16 protein-coding genes are annotated in these 17,857 nt (G+C 59.4%); 13 read left to right on the forward strand and 3 right to left on the reverse strand.

The genetic code is table 11. From position 1 onward, the window contains the following. Positions 1–228 precede the first annotated feature (228 nt). The 13 genes from BLR16_RS23995 (at position 229) to BLR16_RS24055 (ending at position 13,410) form a co-directional block, all read left to right on the forward strand. Positions 229–1,680 carry an iron-containing redox enzyme family protein gene (locus BLR16_RS23995; RefSeq protein WP_074809081.1) on the forward strand — a complete coding sequence of 484 codons (1,452 nt, stop codon included), beginning with the start codon at positions 229–231 and terminating at the stop codon, positions 1,678–1,680. Further along, complete coding sequence (locus BLR16_RS24000) at positions 1,677–2,624, forward strand: methyltransferase (RefSeq protein WP_074809009.1); 948 nt, start codon at positions 1,677–1,679, stop codon at positions 2,622–2,624. The genes BLR16_RS23995 and BLR16_RS24000 overlap by 4 nt, the downstream gene beginning before the upstream one ends. A 159-nt stretch (positions 2,625–2,783) precedes the next feature. Further along, positions 2,784–3,197, forward strand: coding sequence for a VOC family protein (locus BLR16_RS24005; RefSeq protein ID WP_003367882.1), 414 nt, complete (start codon positions 2,784–2,786; stop codon positions 3,195–3,197). Positions 3,198–3,472: 275 nt separating this feature from the next. Continuing rightward, positions 3,473–4,252: an ABC transporter ATP-binding protein gene (locus BLR16_RS24010; protein ID WP_003367881.1), complete on the forward strand. Its 780-nt coding sequence runs from the start codon at positions 3,473–3,475 to the stop codon at positions 4,250–4,252. 1 nt (position 4,253) lies between these two features. Further along, positions 4,254–5,204 (forward strand): ABC transporter substrate-binding protein, encoded by a 951-nt coding sequence (locus BLR16_RS24015; RefSeq protein WP_003367879.1) that lies wholly within the window; start codon positions 4,254–4,256, stop codon positions 5,202–5,204. Beyond that, positions 5,201–6,244 carry a FecCD family ABC transporter permease gene (locus BLR16_RS24020; RefSeq protein WP_074809011.1) on the forward strand — a complete coding sequence of 348 codons (1,044 nt, stop codon included), beginning with the start codon at positions 5,201–5,203 and terminating at the stop codon, positions 6,242–6,244. Before BLR16_RS24015 ends, BLR16_RS24020 begins: the two co-directional genes overlap by 4 nt. Before the next feature lie 185 nt (positions 6,245–6,429). After that, positions 6,430–7,758, forward strand: coding sequence for a UDP-glucose dehydrogenase family protein (locus BLR16_RS24025; protein ID WP_161437944.1), 1,329 nt, complete (start codon positions 6,430–6,432; stop codon positions 7,756–7,758). Next, a complete protein-coding gene (locus BLR16_RS24030; RefSeq protein ID WP_074809014.1) occupies positions 7,755–8,750 on the forward strand; it encodes an NAD-dependent epimerase in 996 nt (331 codons plus the stop codon). The genes BLR16_RS24025 and BLR16_RS24030 overlap by 4 nt, the downstream gene beginning before the upstream one ends. An 11-nt stretch (positions 8,751–8,761) precedes the next feature. Then, positions 8,762–9,505: a glycosyltransferase family 2 protein gene (locus BLR16_RS24035; RefSeq protein ID WP_003432750.1), complete on the forward strand. Its 744-nt coding sequence runs from the start codon at positions 8,762–8,764 to the stop codon at positions 9,503–9,505. Then, positions 9,502–9,786, forward strand: coding sequence for a lipid-A-disaccharide synthase N-terminal domain-containing protein (locus BLR16_RS24040; protein ID WP_003367870.1), 285 nt, complete (start codon positions 9,502–9,504; stop codon positions 9,784–9,786). The genes BLR16_RS24035 and BLR16_RS24040 overlap by 4 nt, the downstream gene beginning before the upstream one ends. Beyond that, complete coding sequence (locus BLR16_RS24045; RefSeq protein WP_074809016.1) at positions 9,783–11,312, forward strand: ArnT family glycosyltransferase; 1,530 nt, start codon at positions 9,783–9,785, stop codon at positions 11,310–11,312. Before BLR16_RS24040 ends, BLR16_RS24045 begins: the two co-directional genes overlap by 4 nt. A gap of 41 nt (positions 11,313–11,353) precedes the next feature. After that, positions 11,354–12,334 (forward strand): SdiA-regulated domain-containing protein, encoded by a 981-nt coding sequence (locus tag BLR16_RS24050; RefSeq protein WP_074809018.1) that lies wholly within the window; start codon positions 11,354–11,356, stop codon positions 12,332–12,334. 350 nt (positions 12,335–12,684) lie between these two features. Next, positions 12,685–13,410 carry an NAD-dependent epimerase/dehydratase family protein gene (locus BLR16_RS24055; RefSeq protein ID WP_074809020.1) on the forward strand — a complete coding sequence of 242 codons (726 nt, stop codon included), beginning with the start codon at positions 12,685–12,687 and terminating at the stop codon, positions 13,408–13,410. 106 nt (positions 13,411–13,516) lie between these two features. Here the strand turns inward: BLR16_RS24055 and glmS are convergent, their stop codons facing one another. The 3 genes from glmS to glmU all read right to left on the reverse strand — a co-directional run bounded on the left by glmS (position 13,517) and on the right by glmU (position 17,829). Beyond that, entirely contained in the window at positions 13,517–15,352 is a 1,836-nt protein-coding gene (glmS, locus tag BLR16_RS24060) for a glutamine--fructose-6-phosphate transaminase (isomerizing) (RefSeq protein WP_003432746.1), read from the reverse strand. A 9-nt stretch (positions 15,353–15,361) separates the two neighbouring features. Next, positions 15,362–16,129, reverse strand: a complete 768-nt coding sequence (locus tag BLR16_RS24065; protein ID WP_003432745.1) for a DeoR/GlpR family DNA-binding transcription regulator — start codon at positions 16,127–16,129, stop codon at positions 15,362–15,364. A 332-nt stretch (positions 16,130–16,461) separates the two neighbouring features. Further along, positions 16,462–17,829 carry a bifunctional UDP-N-acetylglucosamine diphosphorylase/glucosamine-1-phosphate N-acetyltransferase GlmU gene (glmU, locus tag BLR16_RS24070; protein WP_074809022.1) on the reverse strand — a complete coding sequence of 456 codons (1,368 nt, stop codon included), beginning with the start codon at positions 17,827–17,829 and terminating at the stop codon, positions 16,462–16,464. Between the last annotated feature and the right edge of the window lie 28 nt (positions 17,830–17,857).

A 17,857-nucleotide genomic window follows, 5' to 3' on the forward strand; every position in this document is an offset into this window, starting at 1 on the left:
CGCCGATACCACGGTCACCTGTTGCGGATGTAAACCCGGACCGGCAATGCATTTTTTTCCGCGCGACCATCGCCCCTTGGAATAAGCGCGATCACCACCTATCGGTGCCGGGGAAATTACGCTGAATTTCCCTGTATCGAGGCACTCACTTATCTACGTTGCACAAAAAAACAGATAGTCCCGAATGACCGCGTCAACGTGATGTTCAACTGCCGAGGTACGATTTTCATGACGTCTCTTCAAGTGATGACCGGCAACGCCGTCGTCAAAACCGTCGTTGAAGAAGCCCGTTCAAAAACCGTCTATCAATCATGGATGAATGAACGTGCTCCCGAACATCAACACGATGCGGTCCTGTTTCTGAATCACTGCCTCGCCCTGGCCGAGCGGGAACACTGCGACCTTCCGGCCCAGCCCGAAGCGCTTGAACAGTGGATGGAGCAGAACGTAGGGGTCGTGGCTGATCAATATGCACTCTATCTTGAGCAACGCCGCGCTGGAAAACCGAGACGGTTTTTCAAGAACAAAGCGCACGCGATGTATTTCATTCAGCAGGTCGCACCGACCAAAATGGTCGACGGCGCCTGGCTATACGGATTGCTGCCGCGCTGGGCAGACTACCGCTTTCACGGCCTGATTCGGACCTACCTTGAAGAGCTTGGTGACGGCGAACAAGCACAGAATCATGTCTCGCTGTACCGGAAACTGCTGGCGGATCTGGACTGCGATACCAGCGCGCCACTGGCAGACGATGCCTACCTGCAAGGTGCGATTCAGCTGTCACTGGGGCAATTGAGCGAGGAATACCTTCCCGAAGTCATTGGTTACAACCTGGGCTATGAACAGTTGCCGCTGCACTTGCTCATCACATCATTCGAGCTGAATGAACTGGGCATTGACCCTTACTACTTCACCCTGCATGTGACAATCGATAATGCCAGCACCGGCCATGCGCGCAAGGCTGCGCAGAGCGTCCTTGAACTGATGCCTGTTGGCCAGGAGCGCGACGAGTTTTATCGTCGTGTCGCCAGTGGTTATCGCCTCAATGAGCTGGGCATGGGTTCAACTCAAGTGATCCAGTCGTTCGACCTGGAGCAGGAAGTGATCGCCATGCTCGAGCGCAAGCGCACGTTCGGGCAGCACATGCATTCCGATTACTGCCGTCTCGACGGCAAGACCGTCAACGAGTGGCTCGCCGAGCCCGACCAGATCCCGGAATTTCTTGCCATGCTGCAGAACAGAGGCTGGATCAAGCGTCATGAAGATCCCCTGCACAGCCGTTTCTGGAAGCTGTTCGAAGGCGCCGGTGCGCCAATGTTCGGCGTCTTCAACGGTTATGAAAAGCAACTCGTGCACGACTGGATCGCCGGCGACTCACTGTCCGATGGCAGTGCTCAACCCACGGTCGGCAAACGGCTTCCGGAAGCCTTTCGCTCGCGTTTCCGCAACCTGCAAGACGGTGCTCAGCCCTCCCCCGCGCTTGCGGTGCCTGCTTCAGCAGATGCTGATCCGGACGTGCGCGAACTGCACATGAGGCTGGAGTCTGCGACCTCCTCCGAGAAGATGACTACGTTGATCGAAAGCATGTCGCCAGCAAGACACGCAACGGCTGCCGGTCTACACGCGACGCGTCTGTTTGTGAGCAGCATGGCCGAGCGAATGACGGGAGCGCACGCATGAGTCATGCCCTCCCCGACAGCGCCGCGCTGATTGCCCTGGCGCAGCGCCTTGAAACCAGTGGCTATCGTTTTATCACGCCCACCCCTTTGACCCATCAATACGTCAATCAACGCTCGGGAAATCATCTTGCCGCGTCGCTACGCGATGTGTTCGGCTGGAGCCGGCTGATACCGGAATCCATGCTGCCGATCGAAGAGGCTCAAGGCCTGCTGGCTGCCGGTATTCTGGAGCGCAAGGAAGACGGCTTGAAAAGCCGGGTGAGATTTTCCAGCCTGGATGATCTGCTGCTGGTGCATTCGGCGTTTCCTACCGCAGATGAAGACTCGGTATTTTTCGGTCCGGATACCTATCGCTTCGCGCAGTCCATCAATCGTCACCTGCAAGGCACGTCGCACCCGATCAACCGCGCCGTCGACATCGGCTGCGGTACGGGTGCCGGCGCCATGTTGATTGCGGTCGCCCGTCCGCAGGCTCAGGTGCATGCCGTCGACATCAACCCTAGGGCACTGCATTTCGCGCAGACCAATGCCGCGGTTGCCGGGCTGAAGAATATGGAGTGCTGCCACAGCGATATTCTCTCGGGCCTGAACGGAAACTTCGACCTCATCGTCGCCAACCCGCCCTACATGAAGGACACCAGGCAGCGGGCCTACCGCCACGGTGGTGATGCGTTGGGCGCGGACCTGTCCGTGCGCATCCTGCACGAATCACTGGACCGCCTCACTCCGGGCGGTTCGCTGGTGCTTTACACCGGCGTGGCCATGGTGGGCGAGCACGATCCTTTCTTCGAGGCGGTGCAGGCCGATATCGACCATGCGGCACTGGCATGGACCTACCGTGAACTGGACCCGGATGTCTTCGGCGAAGAGCTGCTTGAAGAGGGCTATGAGGACGTGGACCGTATTGCAGCGGTGGAGTTGGTGGTCACCCGACGCTCTGCATGACCCGCCGAAATAGCTTCGATAGTTCATGCTTATAGCGCGCATAAGAACCGAGCATTGGTCAGCCTCTCGGCATCCCGGTGAAACTTGTCACGAGCCGTCGATCAACACCTCACTGTTGATCGATGCAGGCTCGTCGCACACCGAAAAGGATGACGACACATGCCACGCCTGAACAGGATTATCGAAACAGCCCTCTACGTAGAAGATCTGGCGAACGCCAGGGAATTCTATGCCGACACCCTTGAACTGGAAGTGATGTTCGAAAGCGCGACATTGGTGGCGTTCAACGTCGGAGGTGTGAGCACCTTGCTGCTGTTCAAGCGCGGCGCTTCACTGCAGACGCAGTACCTGAGCGGCGGAGAGATACCGCCCCACGATGCCCAGGGCCGGATTCACGTGTGCTTCGCCATCAATGCCGACGAGATGCAACTCTGGGCTGATCGCCTTGCCAGAGCCAGTGTCGCCATAGAGGGCCGCACAGAATGGCCCAAGGGCGGATCGAGCATCTATTTCCGCGACCCTGACGAAAATCTCGTCGAACTCCTCACGCCCGGCTGCTGGGCGATTTATTGAATCGTCAAGGTCACACGTTGCGCTGCAAAGGTGGGTCGATAAAGCGGGGCAATCGAATGTTGATACGCGAGTGTGCTGCGCCTTAAATGTTATGTTATAACAATTGAGCATTTTTAACTCAGCCTCCTCCAGCGATCTTCCCACGCCATGATCAACCCTGTTTTCCAATTCCTCCCCGTAACTACCAGACACGCCATGCAGGCCGGTCAGCACATTCGGCAATGGATACCGGTTGAGCCGCCCTCGCTGCACGTCATTATAGGCCCGCGTGTTTGATGCTGGCGCTGGAACGCCTCGCGTGGGCACCGGAACAGACGTCAGTCTGCACGCACGAACACTTTGCCTTGAAGGATATCGACCTGCAGATCGCCGCAGGCGAGTTCGTCGGCCTGATCGGGCCCAACGGCAGCGGCAAAACCAGCCTGCTGCGTTGCGCATTCCGCTACAGCCGCCCGCACAGCGGCAAGGTCGCAATCAATGCTCGCGATATCTGGTCCTGCAGCCCGCGCTGGTGCGCCCGGCATGTGGCGGTGGTTGCCCAGGAGTTTCCCGATTCATTCGGCCTGACGCTGCTGGATGTGGCAAACATGGGTCGCGCTCCCCATCAGGGATTCTTTGCCGCAGACAGTGACCACGACCGCGCGATTGTGCAAAACGCGCTGAACGCCGTCGGGCTGGCGGGCTATGAGCAGCATCGGTTCGACACGCTCTCCGGTGGCGAAAAGCAGCGTTGTCTGCTGGCAAGGGCGCTGGTGCAAGAACCCCGATTGATGGTGCTGGACGAGCCCACCAACCACCTCGACCCGCGCCATCAACTGGAATTGCTCGGGCTGGTCAAACAGCTCGGCATGGCCACGCTGGCCAGTATCCATGACCTGAACCTGGCGGCGGCATTCTGTGATCGCCTGTGTGTCATTCATCACGGCCGGCTCATTGCGCAAGGCACGCCGCAGGAGGTGCTAACCCCGGAAATGCTGCTCAGTGTGTTCGGCGCCAAGGCGCTGGTCGACAGCCACCCTCTGCGTGACTACCCACGCATCACCTGGATACCCTGACATGAACTGCCTGTCCGCCCGCCTGGCATTGGCAACGCTGCTATGCAGCCCGATGGTGCATGCCGCCTACCCCGTCACCGTGCAAAGCTGCGACCGCTCAGTGACGTTCACGGCTGCGCCGCAGCGTGCCGTCAGCAACGATGTGAACCTCACCAAAATGATGGTTGCCCTGGGTTTGCAATCGCACATGGTCGGCTACAGCGGCATCACCGGCTGGAACAAGCCCGATCAGGCGCTCTTACGCGACCTGGGCAAACTGCCCGAGCTGTCCAGTAAATATCCGTCTCTGGAAACGCTGCTCAATGCCAACGCCGACTTCTATTTTGCCGGCTGGAACTATGGCATGCGCGTGGGTGGCGATGTTACGCCGCAAAGTCTCGCCCCGCTGGGCATCAAGGCCTATGAACTGACCGAATCCTGCGCCCAGATAATGCCCCGCACCGAAGCGACGCTGGAGGATGTCTACAACGACCTGCTCAATCTGGGCCGGATATTCGACGTGCAGACCCGGGCCGAAACACTGGTCGCGCAGATGCGCCGCAGCGTGACCGACGTCGAGAAAAGCGTGGCAGGCAAATCGCCGCCCAGGGTATTTCTGTATGACAGCGGCGAAGACCGGCCGATGACCGCCGGGCGCCTGGCGATTCCTCAGGCGTTGATCAGCGCTGCAGGCGGCCGCAATGTCATGGGCGACATCGCAGCCAGCTGGACCCACGTCAACTGGGAGTCGGTCGTGCAAAGCAATCCCGAGGTGATCGTGATCGTTGACTATGGCGAAGTCAGCGCTGCGCAGAAACAGCATTTCCTTGAAAGCAATCCGGCACTGCAATCCGTGGACGCGATCCGCAACCGACGTTATGTCGTGCTGCCCTATGTGGCGGTGACGCCCGGCATTGACAATGTCACGGCCATCGAGACGCTTGCAGCGGCATTTCATGACGTGAAGCGATGACGCTGGCGCAGTGGCTGACTGAACGGCCGCGTCGTTATCTGGGCCTGTTGATCGCTCTGACGCTTTTGCTGTTGGCGTCGTGCCTGGTGTGCATCACCTTCGGCGCGGCCCCTGTGCCCTTGAGCCGGGTGATGGCTATCCTGATGTTCAAAGTCTCGGGTTCTGCCGAACATCCACCGCTCTGGACCGCGGGTCAGGAAACCATCGTCTGGCTGATACGTACGCCCCGCGTATTGCTGGGCGCGCTGGCAGGCGCAGGACTGGCGCTGATTGGCTGCGTTCTGCAAGCCGCGACCCGCAATCCGCTGGCCGATCCGCATTTGCTGGGAGCGACCTCGGGCGCCACGCTTGGCGCAGTGATCGTGGTCATGCACGCGGGCGAAGTGTTTGGCACGCTGACATTGCCACTGGCCGCCTTTGTCGGCTCGCTGATCAGCCTGTGCCTGGTGCTGTGGCTTGCCATTCACCAAGGCAGGCTGGACAGCCAGCGCCTGCTGCTCGGCGGCGTGGCCGTGTCCTTCGTGATGATGGCAATCGCCAACTTGTCATTGTTTCTGGGCGACCACCGCGCCAGTTCCTCCGTGCTGTTCTGGATGCTCGGCGGGCTGGGTCTGGCCCGCTGGGAGTTGCTTGCGGTGCCGTTTATCACGGTGCTGTGCGGTTGGGTCCTGCTGCAAGGGCTGGGTCGCTCACTGAACGCGCTGATGGGCGGCGACCAGACCGCCGTGAGCCTTGGCCTGCAAGTGCGCAACGTGCGCCTGCTGGTTTTTCTGATCGCCTCACTGATGACCGGCGTACTGGTTGCCCTGTGCGGCTCCATCGGTTTTGTCGGCCTGATGGTGCCGCACATGGCCAGACGTCTGGTGGGCTCGGAGCATCGACGATTGTTGCCTGTCGCCACCCTTCTGGGCGCATTGTTGATGGTCTGGGTGGACGTCATCTCCCGCACGCTGATCGCCCCCGAAGACCTGCCGATAGGCATAACCACCGCCTTGTTGGGAGGGATTTTTTTCATTTTCATGATGAAGCGCGGTCAGTGATTGGCAGTCCTGCTTGCGGCGGGCAAACAGGACTGCCCGCCGCCCTTCCTGCTACATGACAAACTCGTGTCATCGTTTCTTAACACCTTTATGACATTTATTTTGCGCTGGTTATCTCAGGCTGCCGAGGCACCTGAAGACAAACTGGCTCATCCATTCATGTCATGAGGCGGAAGGAGCGACACTTGAAAGTGACAGTGTTCGGAACCGGTTATGTGGGGCTTACCCTTGCCGCCTGTCTGGCTGAGGTAGGTCATACCGTTTGTTGCATGGATGTCGACAGCAAACGCATCGACGCGCTGCGCGATGGTATATGTCCGATATTCGAGCCCGGTCTTGGCGAACTTCTGCGCAACGGCCTGGACTGCAAGCGACTCAGTTTCACAACCGATGAAGTACACGCCAGTCGCTTTGCAGAGTTGGTATTCATCGCAGTCGGTACGCCAGCGCAAGCCGATGGCAAGGCGGACCTGAGCCAGGTGTTTGCCGTACTGGGTTCGGTAATCAGACACGCCGAAAGTGCCCGGATCATTGTCAACAAGTCGACCTCGCCAGTGGGCACCGTTGACCGCCTGCTCGCTGAGATCGCTGCCAGTCCGCGACGTGATGACGGCTTTGAAGTGATCAGCAACCCCGAGTTTTTCAAGGAAGGCTGCGCGGTCAGTGATTGCCTGCGTCCGGATCGCATTATCGTCGGCGGCGCCAGCCCGCGGGCACTGGAGCAGATGCGCGAGTTGTATCAGCCGTTCAGTCGCAACCGCGAGAAGTTTGTGGTCATGGATGCGCGCAGCGCGGAGCTGTCCAAATATGCAGCCAACTGCCTGCTGGCGACCAAGATTTCGTTCATCAACGAGATCGCCAACCTCGCTGAACAAGTAGGTGCCGACATAGAACAGGTGCGGCTAGGCATCGGCTCCGACCCGCGCATTGGCTATGACTTCATCTACCCGGGCTGCGGTTTCGGTGGCTCATGCTTTCCCAAGGACTTGCAGGCGCTGATCGGCACAGCCAGCGAGCACGGCGTGGAAACGGCGTTGCTCAACGCTGTGGAACAGGTCAATCGCCGCCAGAAGCACCGCCTGTTTGAAAATATCCACACGCATTATCACGGTGATCTCAGGGGCAAGGTGTTCGCCGTCTGGGGACTGGCCTTCAAGCCCAATACCGATGATATTCGCGAAGCCTCCAGCCATACCCTGCTCAAAGCACTCTGGGCAGCCGGTGCCAGGGTTCAAGCACACGACCCTCAGGCGATAGAAGCGGTCAGGCATCATTACGGCGAGCGAAACGACCTGCAACTGGTGCACTGCAAGCAAGATGCCCTGGAAGGCGCAGACGCTTTGGTGGTGGTGACCGAATGGCAGGACTACCGGGTGCTGGATCTGGACCGGCTCGGCGAAAAGCTCGGTGATCGCGTGGTGTTCGATGGCCGCAACCTGTTCGATCCGTCGCAACTGCATGAGGCGGGCTTTACCTACTACGGCATTGGTCGTGGCCGGGCGGCTCAACCATGACGGTACTGGTGACAGGTGCTGCCGGATTCATCGGGTTTCATGTCGCCAAGCGTCTGTGCGAGCTCGGTGTGGAGGTCGTCGGCATCGACAACCTCAACGATTACTACAGCGTCGAGCTCAAGCAATCGCGCCTGGCCATCCTCCAGCACCTGCCAGGGTTCACGTTCCACAGGCTGGACATCACCGATGCCGAAGGTCTGTCCGCGCTCTTCGCGCAAAATGGCTTCGAACAGGTCATTCATCTGGCGGCGCAGGCCGGTGTGCGTTACTCGCTTGAACAGCCAAATGTTTACGCCCAATCCAATCTGGTCGGCTTTATCAATGTGCTCGAGGCCTGTCGGCAGCATCGACCGGCGCACCTGATCTACGCGTCGAGCAGCTCAGTCTACGGCGCCAATACGCGCATGCCGTTTCAGATTGAGGATGCCGTCGACCGGCCGCTGTCCCTGTACGCCGCCACCAAGCGCGCCAACGAACTCACTGCCTACAGCTATTGCCACTTGTACGGCCTGCGCGCCACAGGGCTGCGCTTTTTCACCGTCTACGGACCCTGGGGCCGGCCGGACATGGCGCTGTTCAAGTTCACAAAAGCCATGCTGGCCGGGCAGCCTGTGGATATCTACAACCACGGCGAAATGGCGCGCGACTTCACCTACATCGACGACATTGTCGAAAGCATCCTGCGCCTGCGCCTGCTGCCGCCCGACCCGGTTAGCAGCGAGCCGCCCCATCAACTCTTCAATATCGGCCGGGGCCAGCCCGTCAAGCTGCTGGAGTTCGTCGACTGCCTGGAGGCCGCGCTAGGCCTGCGTGCCGAACGACGCTACCTGCCCTTGCAAGCGGGCGACGTGCTGCAAACCTGGGCTGACGTCAGTGCGCTGAGCCAATGGATCGACTTTCAACCACAGGTCTCGGTCGACACCGGCGTCAGGGCCTTCGTCGACTGGTATCGGGAGCACTACCAGGCCCGGCTCCGTGTGCCACTTCAATAACAAGGACTTCCATGACCACGCCCACTTTTCTATCCGTCGTGATCCCGGCCAAAAACGAAGCCGATAACCTGCCCAGCCTGATCAAAGAGATTTGCACAGCGCTGGACGGGGAACGCTACGAGATACTGGTCGTTGACGACGGCAGCACAGACGACACCTTGAAAGTGCTGACGCACCTCAAGGACAGCGGGCTGACCGTGTTGCGGATCCTGCGCCACGAGCGATCACTTGGGCAGAGCACCTCGGTCTATCACGCGGCACTGGCGGCCAACGGCACCTGGCTGGCGACCCTGGACGGTGACGGTCAGAACGACCCGGCGGATATTCCCGGGATGTTGGCGCTGGTACGCGCTCACGCAAACGGCTCCGGGGCGATACAGCTGGTGGCCGGCCACCGAGTGAATCGGCGCGATACCGCCAGCAAACGCTGGGCCTCGCGCTTCGCAAACGGCCTGCGCAGCCGGCTTCTCAAAGACTCGACTCCAGACACCGGGTGCGGCCTGAAACTGATCGAGCGGGCCGCGTTTCTGCGCCTGCCGTACTTCGACCATATGCACCGGTTCATTCCAGCACTGATTCAGCGACATAACGGCCGTATGGTCACGCATCCCGTCAACCACCGCCATCGCCAGGCCGGCGTGTCCAAGTACGGCAACCTGGACCGCGCGCTGGTGGGCATTCTTGATCTGGTCGGCGTCTGGTGGCTGATCCGCCGGACTCGGCTGGATGTTCAGGCACAGGAACTGCGGCCATGAAGCCGGACAACGAGACCTTCTGGCTGATCCTCGGCTTTGTCGGGCAGGCCGTATTTACCGGCCGCTTTGTCCTGCAATGGCTGTACAGCGAATTCAAGAAGCGCAGCATCATCCCGGTGGGCTTCTGGTACCTGAGCATGCTGGGCAGCACGATCCTGCTGGCCTACGCCATTTACCGACAGGACCCGGTCTTCATCGCCGGCCAGGCCTTTGGTCTGCTGGTGTACATGCGCAACCTGCAGCTGATCAGCCGACAGGCCAAGACACCTGAGGAGCAATGACGGTGCGAACTCACCTTTCGCCTCGCCTCGAGGGATGGCTACTGGTCGCGCTGGCCGTTTTACTGGTCGGGGGCGGCCTGGGCGTGCGTCTGCCGCAGAACGTGGATGAAGAGCGTTTTCTCGGCGTTGCCCTGGAAATGCTGCAGAACGGCTCATGGTTCGTCCCGCACCGGGCCGCGGAGATCTATGCCGACAAACCGCCGCTGTTCATGTGGGCGACGGCATTCTTCATTTGGCTGACCGGCAGCCCGAATATCGCGCTGTACCTGCCTGGGCTGCTCTCTGCAGGCGCGACCACCGCAGTCCTCAACGATCTGGGCACCCGTCTGTGGAACCGACGCATCGGTCGGTACGCCGCCTTGTTATTCCTGGCGACCTATCAAACCTACAGCATCCTGCGCACCGGACAGATCGACAGTTTTCTGTGCCTGTGGATTGCGCTGGGCTTCTACGGCCTGGTTCGCCACGTGTTGCTCGGACCGGCCTGGGGCTGGTTCTATTTCAGCTGTGCGGCGATGGGCCTGGGCATTATCACCAAGGGCGTCGGTTTTGTTCCCGCGTTGATGCTGATCCCTTACGCCTATGCCGCGCGTAAAGGTTGGCACGGTGTGGTGGCGATGCCTGGACAGGCCGCGCGCTGGGCGCTGGGGCTGCTGGCGTTATTGCTGGCCTGCTGCCTGTGGCTGGTGCCGATGATTATCTCGGTCGTGCGTGACGGCGGCCCGGAAGGGTTCGCCTACGTGCAGGAAATACTCTTGCACCAGACAGCCAATCGATACGCCAGCGCCTGGGATCATCGCGAGCCCTTCTGGTATTTCTTCGTCAAAGTCATCCCGCAGTATTGGCTGCCGCTGGTGTTGGTGCTGCCCTGGCTGATCCCGGCCTGGCGCCGACAGTTGAGCAAGCGCGATGGCCGGGTTCTGGTACTGCTCGGCTGGGTGTTGCTGGTGCTGCTGTTCTTCAGCCTCTCCAGTGGCAAACGCAAGATCTACATCTTTCCAGCGCTGCCCGGCCTGGTACTGGTGGCTGCCCCCTTACTGCCCTGGTTGTTGAAACGCTGGTTCCACGACCGCGTCAGGGCTCGGCGAATTGTCCCGGCGGTGGTGGTTATCTGGCTTGGTCTGTGGTTCGCCAGAGGGTTCGTCGAACCCGTCATAGAGGGCCAAAACCCACACAAGGAACTGATGGAGCAGGCCGCGTACGTCACTCAAGGTGCCGATCTGGTGCTGGTCAACTGGCGCGAGGGGCACTGGCTCTATGCACGCCAACCCATTGTGCATTTCGGTTTTGCCAAGCCGTCGGCAACCGAACAGGCTGCCCGTTGGCTAAGAGAACACCCCGGCACCTTTGCGCTGGTGCCAGGCGAGCAACTGGCCAATTGCTTCTTGCCGGAAAAAGCCCGGCCGCTGGGCCAGACCTCCAGAGCTGACTGGTTCATCGTCGATGCCGATGCCGACAACGGCCGGTGTAAACCGGAAAGTCCTATGCAGGCCTATCGCTTCGCGTGGCAGCAAAATGTTGATTAATCGCCCGCCCAGCCGCCCAACACGCGGGAGTGCCTGATGCCATGCAGCTGGAAACGATAAAGGCAAAGCGCCTGACGTGGTCGAACGTCGCACGAAGGCAGGTATCACTCGCACAACTCGTGCTGAGTGCAGGTGCTCTCGGGCTGCTGATCCTGGCCTATGCCGTGTCGACACACTTTCAGGTCCACCAACAGCTGTACCACTACGGTCGCACCTGGTTGAAGGGCAATACGGCAGCCGAAAAGAATATCTGGTTGCCGGATTTCCATGTGGTTATCGACGCCAAACCACTTGCCCCGGACGTCGCCAATATCTCCGGGATCACCTACGACTATGACAATGACCGACTGCTGGCAGTGACCAACAAAGGCCCCATGCAGCTGCTGGCACTGAACGCGAACGGCGACATAATCGCCCGCTACCCATTGATCGGTTTCGACGACACCGAAGGTGTGGCTTATCTGGGTAACGGACGCATCGTGCTGTGCGATGAAGATCTCCAGCAACTGGACATCATCACGTTGCCGACGCAGGCACGCCCCATCCACGTCGAGGAAGCTCAGTTCATTGCACTACTGATCAACCCCAGTATTCATAACAAGGGATTCGAAGGCGTGACCTATGATCCCGCCAACGACCGCCTGTTCGCGATCAAGGAACGCGATCCACGGCAGATGTTCGAAGTTTCCGGCGTCCTGCACTCCATCAATCAGGGCCGCTTGCAGATCAAAGTTGCCGACCGGCTGGACTGGATCACGAAAAGTGTCGCTGCACGCGACCTTTCAGACGGCTACTACGACCCGCGAACCGGCCATTTACTGCTGCTCAGCGACCAGTCGCACTCGATCACGGAACTGGACAGCAAGGGACGATTCGTCAGCATTCGATCACTGCTGGCTACCTTCTCCGACCTCAAGCACAGCGCCCCCCAACCCGAAGGCCTGACCATGGATCGCGCAGGCAACCTGTACGTCGTGAGCGAGCCGAATCTGTTTTACAAGTTTTCGAAAGGGCCGGAATAGGTAGTGAAGAAGCCTGGCCTTGAGGATGACTTTCGAGGAGTGGGGGTAGGGTCTTTTTTGGGAGAGCTAATGGAATTCGGAAAAATGTGCGAGTTGCTCAGGACGTGAGCCGTGACAGATCGGGTTTCGCGATAGTTGCCATGATGAAATGCTCCTGATTGTCACTCGATTCAAAGTTAATCACAGTAAATAATCTAGCCTCCTCAAGCGCGCTGTCAGGTCGAGCCTATTCCTAGGCCTAGTCGATAACCGACCCGATAGAATCCACGGCTTTTATTAGAGGGTATCGACACAGTATCAGGCGAGTGACTGCCTTGCTTCTGCAATGGAACCTCAAGGAGATGAGTGCAATGTCGCGTAAAGTTTTTGTAGCCGGCGCATCCGGTGTAATCGGCAGAGCCCTGCTCAAGCTCTTGGTGGGTGCGGACTACAGCGTATATGGCGCTAACCGTCGCGCCGAAAAAGTAAAGGACATTGAGGCCACAGGTGCTACGGCAGTAGTGGTCGATGTCTATGACGCCGAGCGTTTAAACGAAGAGTTGGTCCGCATACAGCCATGGGCTGTTATTCATCAACTGACAGATCTGCCTCGTGGCCTAAGTCCCGAATTGATGGCAAAAGCGGTCGAGAACAACGCACGTATCCGTACAGAAGGAACGCGTAATCTGGTAGCCGCCGCTCGAGCTGCTGGCGCTACCCGTCTGATAGCTCAAAGCATCGCCTGGGCCTACCGTCCAGGCGACACCCCTTATCTCGAAACATGTCCTCTGGACGTGGAGGCACACGGCAGCCGTGGCATTAGTGTGGGGGGTGTGGCGGCCTTGGAACAGCAAGTGCTCAGCGAGCCTGCATTGAACGGAACCGTCTTGCGCTATGGCCAGTTATACGGGCCCGGCACTGGCACTGACGAGCCGACAGGCACCAGCCCTGTGCATGTAGAAGCCGCTGCACGCGCCGCACTGCTGGCGTTGCAAACAGAGCAAAGTGGTATTTTCAATATCACTCAGGACAGCCCGACCGTCAGCAACGAAAAAGCCAAGCGCATACTGGGGTGGTCTCCTACCGTGGAGGCTTGACGTCCCAACGCAGCTACTCCGTACGAAGGAGTGACGACGTTAGGACTTATTTTGGATAAATCTGAGTCTGCTCTAAGTTACCGAAACCCCCACCCCTGTGGATAACTCACTCCACCGTCACCGACTTCGCCAGATTCCGCGGTTGATCCACATCCGTCCCTTTCAGCACAGCCACGTAATACGAAAGCAACTGCAGCGGGATGGTGTAGAGAATCGGTGCCAGGGCATCGATGATGTGTGGCATGGCGATGACGTGGGTGCCCTCGCCGTTCTTCATGCCGGCCTGCTCATCCGCGAACACGATCAACTCGCCGCCGCGTGCGCGCACTTCCTGCAGGTTGGATTTGAGTTTCTCCAGCAGTTCGTTGTTCGGTGCGACGGTGACGACTGGCATGTCGGCGTCGACCAGCGCCAACGGGCCATGCTTGAGTTCGCCGGCCGGGTAGGCTTCGGCGTGGATGTAGGAGATTTCTTTGAGCTTGAGTGCGCCTTCCATTGCCACCGGAAACTGTGCGCCGCGCCCAAGGAACAGGGTGTGGTGCTTCTCGGCGAACAGTTCGGCGATTTTCTCGACCGTGCCGTCCATTGCCAGCGCTTCGCCGAGGCGGGTTGGCAGGCGACGCAGTTCTTCGACCAGCTGCGCTTCGACGCCCTGCTCCAGCGATCCCTTGACCTGACCCAGCGACAGGGTCAGCAGCAACAAGGCGACCAATTGGGTGGTGAAAGCCTTGGTCGATGCCACGCCGATTTCCGGACCGGCCTGGGTCAGCAGGGTCAGGTCGGATTCACGTACCAGTGAGCTGATGCCGACGTTACAGATCGCCAGGCTGGCCAGAAAGCCCAGTTCCTTGGCGTTGCGCAGCGCTGCCAAGGTGTCGGCGGTTTCACCGGACTGCGAGATCGAGACGAACAGGGTGTCCGGCTGAACCACTACCTTGCGATAGCGGAACTCGCTGGCCACTTCGACCTGGCAAGGGATGCCGGCCAGGCCTTCAAGCCAGTAACGCGCTACCATGCCTGCGTGGTAGCTGGTGCCACAGGCCACGATCTGAACATTGCGTACTTTGGCGAACAGTTCGGCAGCCTGTGGACCAAATGCGTGGACCAGCACTTGCTGTTGCCCCAGACGACCTTCGAGGGTGCGCTGCACGACCTTGGGCTGCTCGTGAATTTCCTTAAGCATGAAGTGACGATACTCACCCTTGTCGGCGGCTTCGGCGCCTTCATGGTATTGCACCACTTCGCGCTCGACCGACACACCGTCGACGTTCCAGATCTGCACGCTGTCGCGACGGATCTCGGCGATGTCGCCCTCTTCCAGGTACATGAAACGGTCAGTGACCTGACGCAGCGCCAGTTGGTCGGAGGCCAGGAAGTTTTCACCCAGGCCCATGCCGACAACCAGCGGGCTGCCACTGCGAGCGGCCAGCAGGCGATCCGGCTGCGCGGCATTGATGACCGCAAGCCCATAAGCACCGTGAAGTTCTTTCACCGCAGCCTTCAGGGCAACCGCCAGATCGGCGGTGTCCTTGAGCTTGTGGTGCAGCAGATGGACGATGACTTCAGTGTCGGTATCGGATGCGAAGACGTAACCCAGGCCTTTCAGCTGTTCACGTAGCGCTTCGTGATTCTCGATGATGCCGTTGTGGACAACTGCCAGCGTGTCGGCCGAGAAGTGTGGGTGGGCGTTACGCTCACACGGGGCGCCGTGGGTCGCCCAACGCGTGTGGGCAATGCCCAGACGACCGATCAGCGGCTCGCCGGCAAGTGCCTGTTCCAGCTCACTGACCTTGCCAGAGCGACGGCGGCGCTCAAGGGTGCCTTCGTTGCTGAAGACTGCCACGCCCGCGCTGTCATAACCGCGGTATTCAAGGCGCTTGAGGCCTTCGAGCAAAATGGCCGTGATATTACGTTCAGCAACGGCGCCGACGATTCCACACATGGTTATCTCCTAGCTGACAGCAGCACAAATCAGATTGATGCCGCGGGCCTGTATCTGATCGCGTGCCTCACTGGACAGGCGATCATCAGTAATAAGGGTGTGGATACTGCTCCAGGGCAGTTCCAGATTGGGGATCTTGCGACCGACCTTGTCGGCTTCGACCATGACCACCACTTCCCGGGCGACTTCCGCCATGACCCGGCTCAAGCCCAGCAGCTCGTTGAAGGTGGTGGTGCCACGAATCAGATCGATGCCGTCGGCACCGATGAACAGCTGATCGAAGTCGTAGGAGCGCAGTACCTGCTCCGCGACTTGCCCCTGAAAAGACTCCGAGTGCGGATCCCACGTTCCGCCCGTCATCAACAGGACCGGTTCGTGCTCCAGCTCGGTCAGGGCGCGCGCAACATGCAGGGAATTGGTCATGACCACCAGGCCGGGTTGCTGGCCCAGCTCAGGAATCAATGCCGCCGTGGTGCTGCCACTGTCGACGATGATTCTGGCGTGCTCGCGAATCCTGGAAACCGCAGCGCGAGCGATGGCCTGTTTGTAACGGGAAACCGGCTGACTGCCATCGCTTATAAGCTCGTGAGGAAGCGGCACTGCGCCCCCGTAACGGCGCAACAGCAGGCCGTTGGTTTCAAGCGCAGCCAGGTCCTTTCGAATCGTAACTTCGGAAGTTTCAAAGCGTCTAGCCAAGTCGTCCACACTGACTTCACCTTGCTCGTTGAGCAGGGCGAGAATGTTGTGGCGACGCTGCGGTGTATTGCGCTTCGACATGACTGCCTTAAGTTTCGTTTCGAAAGATAACGAAGGCAATCAAAACCTATTTTTTGGTTTTGGTCAAGGTTTCGGTATGGGGCGGCGCAATTTCTACCGGATACCCGTGACATCGGCTTTGAGCCTGGGGTGTGACGCGGAGCGTCACGAACAGCATTCCTACGCTGGAGCGTGAGGAACGAGAGGTGATCTCAAGATCATCGTACCCATGCTCCGCGTGGGTATGCAGTTCTGGACGCTCCGCGTCCCGGCTTGAGTGTCAGGTGTGGATAGTTATGGACGCGTGCCAATGTTGAGCGTTGGCACGCGGGTCATCATGGCCTGTGGATAACTCAGTCTTTCCTGATTTTCACCGGCCGCTTCCAGCCTTCGACGTTGCGCTGGCGGGCGCGGGCTACGCCGAGTTGTTCAGCAGGCACGTTTTGCGTAATGGTCGAGCCAGCTGCAGTCGTCGCGCCGTCCAGGATATCCACAGGCGCAACCAGAGAGTTGTTGGAACCAATGAACACGTCTGCACCCAACGTCGTCTTGTGCTTGTTGGCACCATCGTAGTTACAGGTGATGGTACCGGCGCCGATATTGGTGCGTGCGCCGACCTCAGCATCACCAAGATAAGTCAGGTGGCCAACCTTGGCCCCCTCGCCTAGGTTCGCATTCTTGAGCTCGACAAAGTTACCCACATGCGCCTTGGCACCCAGCACGCTGCCTGGTCGCAGGCGTGCAAACGGGCCGGCATCGCTGCCCTCCCCCAGAATCGCACCGTCGATGTGGCTGTTGGCTTTGACGACGACACCCTTGCGCAGGGTGCTGTCCTTGATGACGCAGTTCGGACCAATGACCACGTCATCCTCAATCACGACCTTGCCTTCAAGAATCACATTGATATCGATCAGCACATCGCGCCCGACGCTGACTTCACCGCGCACATCGAAGCGCGCAGGGTCACGCAGGGTCACGCCAGCCGCCATCAGACGACGGGCTTCACGCATCTGGTAATGACGCTCCAGCTCGGAAAGCTGCTTGCGATCATTGGCGCCCTGCACTTCCATCGCGTCGTGGGGTTGCTCTGTGGCAACCACCAGGCCGTCATTAGCTGCCATGGCGATCACGTCGGTGAGGTAATACTCGCCCTGGGCATTGTTGTTGGACAGCCGCCCCAGCCAGTCAGCGAGATGAGCAGCAGGCACCGCGAGAATTCCGGTATTGCCTTCGGTGATAGCCTTCTGCGCGTCGCTCGCGTCCTTATGCTCGACGATGGCACAGACACGATTCTGCTCATCGCGAACGATACGGCCGTAACCGGTAGGGTCATCCAGCGTAACGGTCAACAGGCCCAGTTGCCGCAGGTTGACCAGTTTGAGCAGGCGCGAAAGCGTCTCTACTTCGATCAACGGGACATCGCCATAAAGAATCAACACGGTGTCAGCCGTCAGCGCGGGCAGCGCCTGAGCAACCGCATGGCCGGTACCGAGTTGCTTGTCCTGCATCACGAAATTCAAGTCATCGGCTGCCAGCTGTTCACGAACAGCATCAGCGCCGTGTCCGATCACGACGTGTATTCCGCTTGGGGATAACTGGCGCGCGCTGTGGATAACATGACCCAGCATGGAATTGCCGGCCACGGGGTGCAGGACCTTGGGCAGCGCGGACCGCATCCGGGTACCTTGGCCAGCAGCGAGAATAACGATATCGAGAGACATGATAGGACTACCAACTGAGCGGCAACCG

Source organism: Pseudomonas sp. BS3767, from assembly GCF_900099665.1.
In the GTDB taxonomy this organism is placed as follows: Bacteria; Pseudomonadota; Gammaproteobacteria; order Pseudomonadales; family Pseudomonadaceae; genus Aquipseudomonas; species Aquipseudomonas cerasi.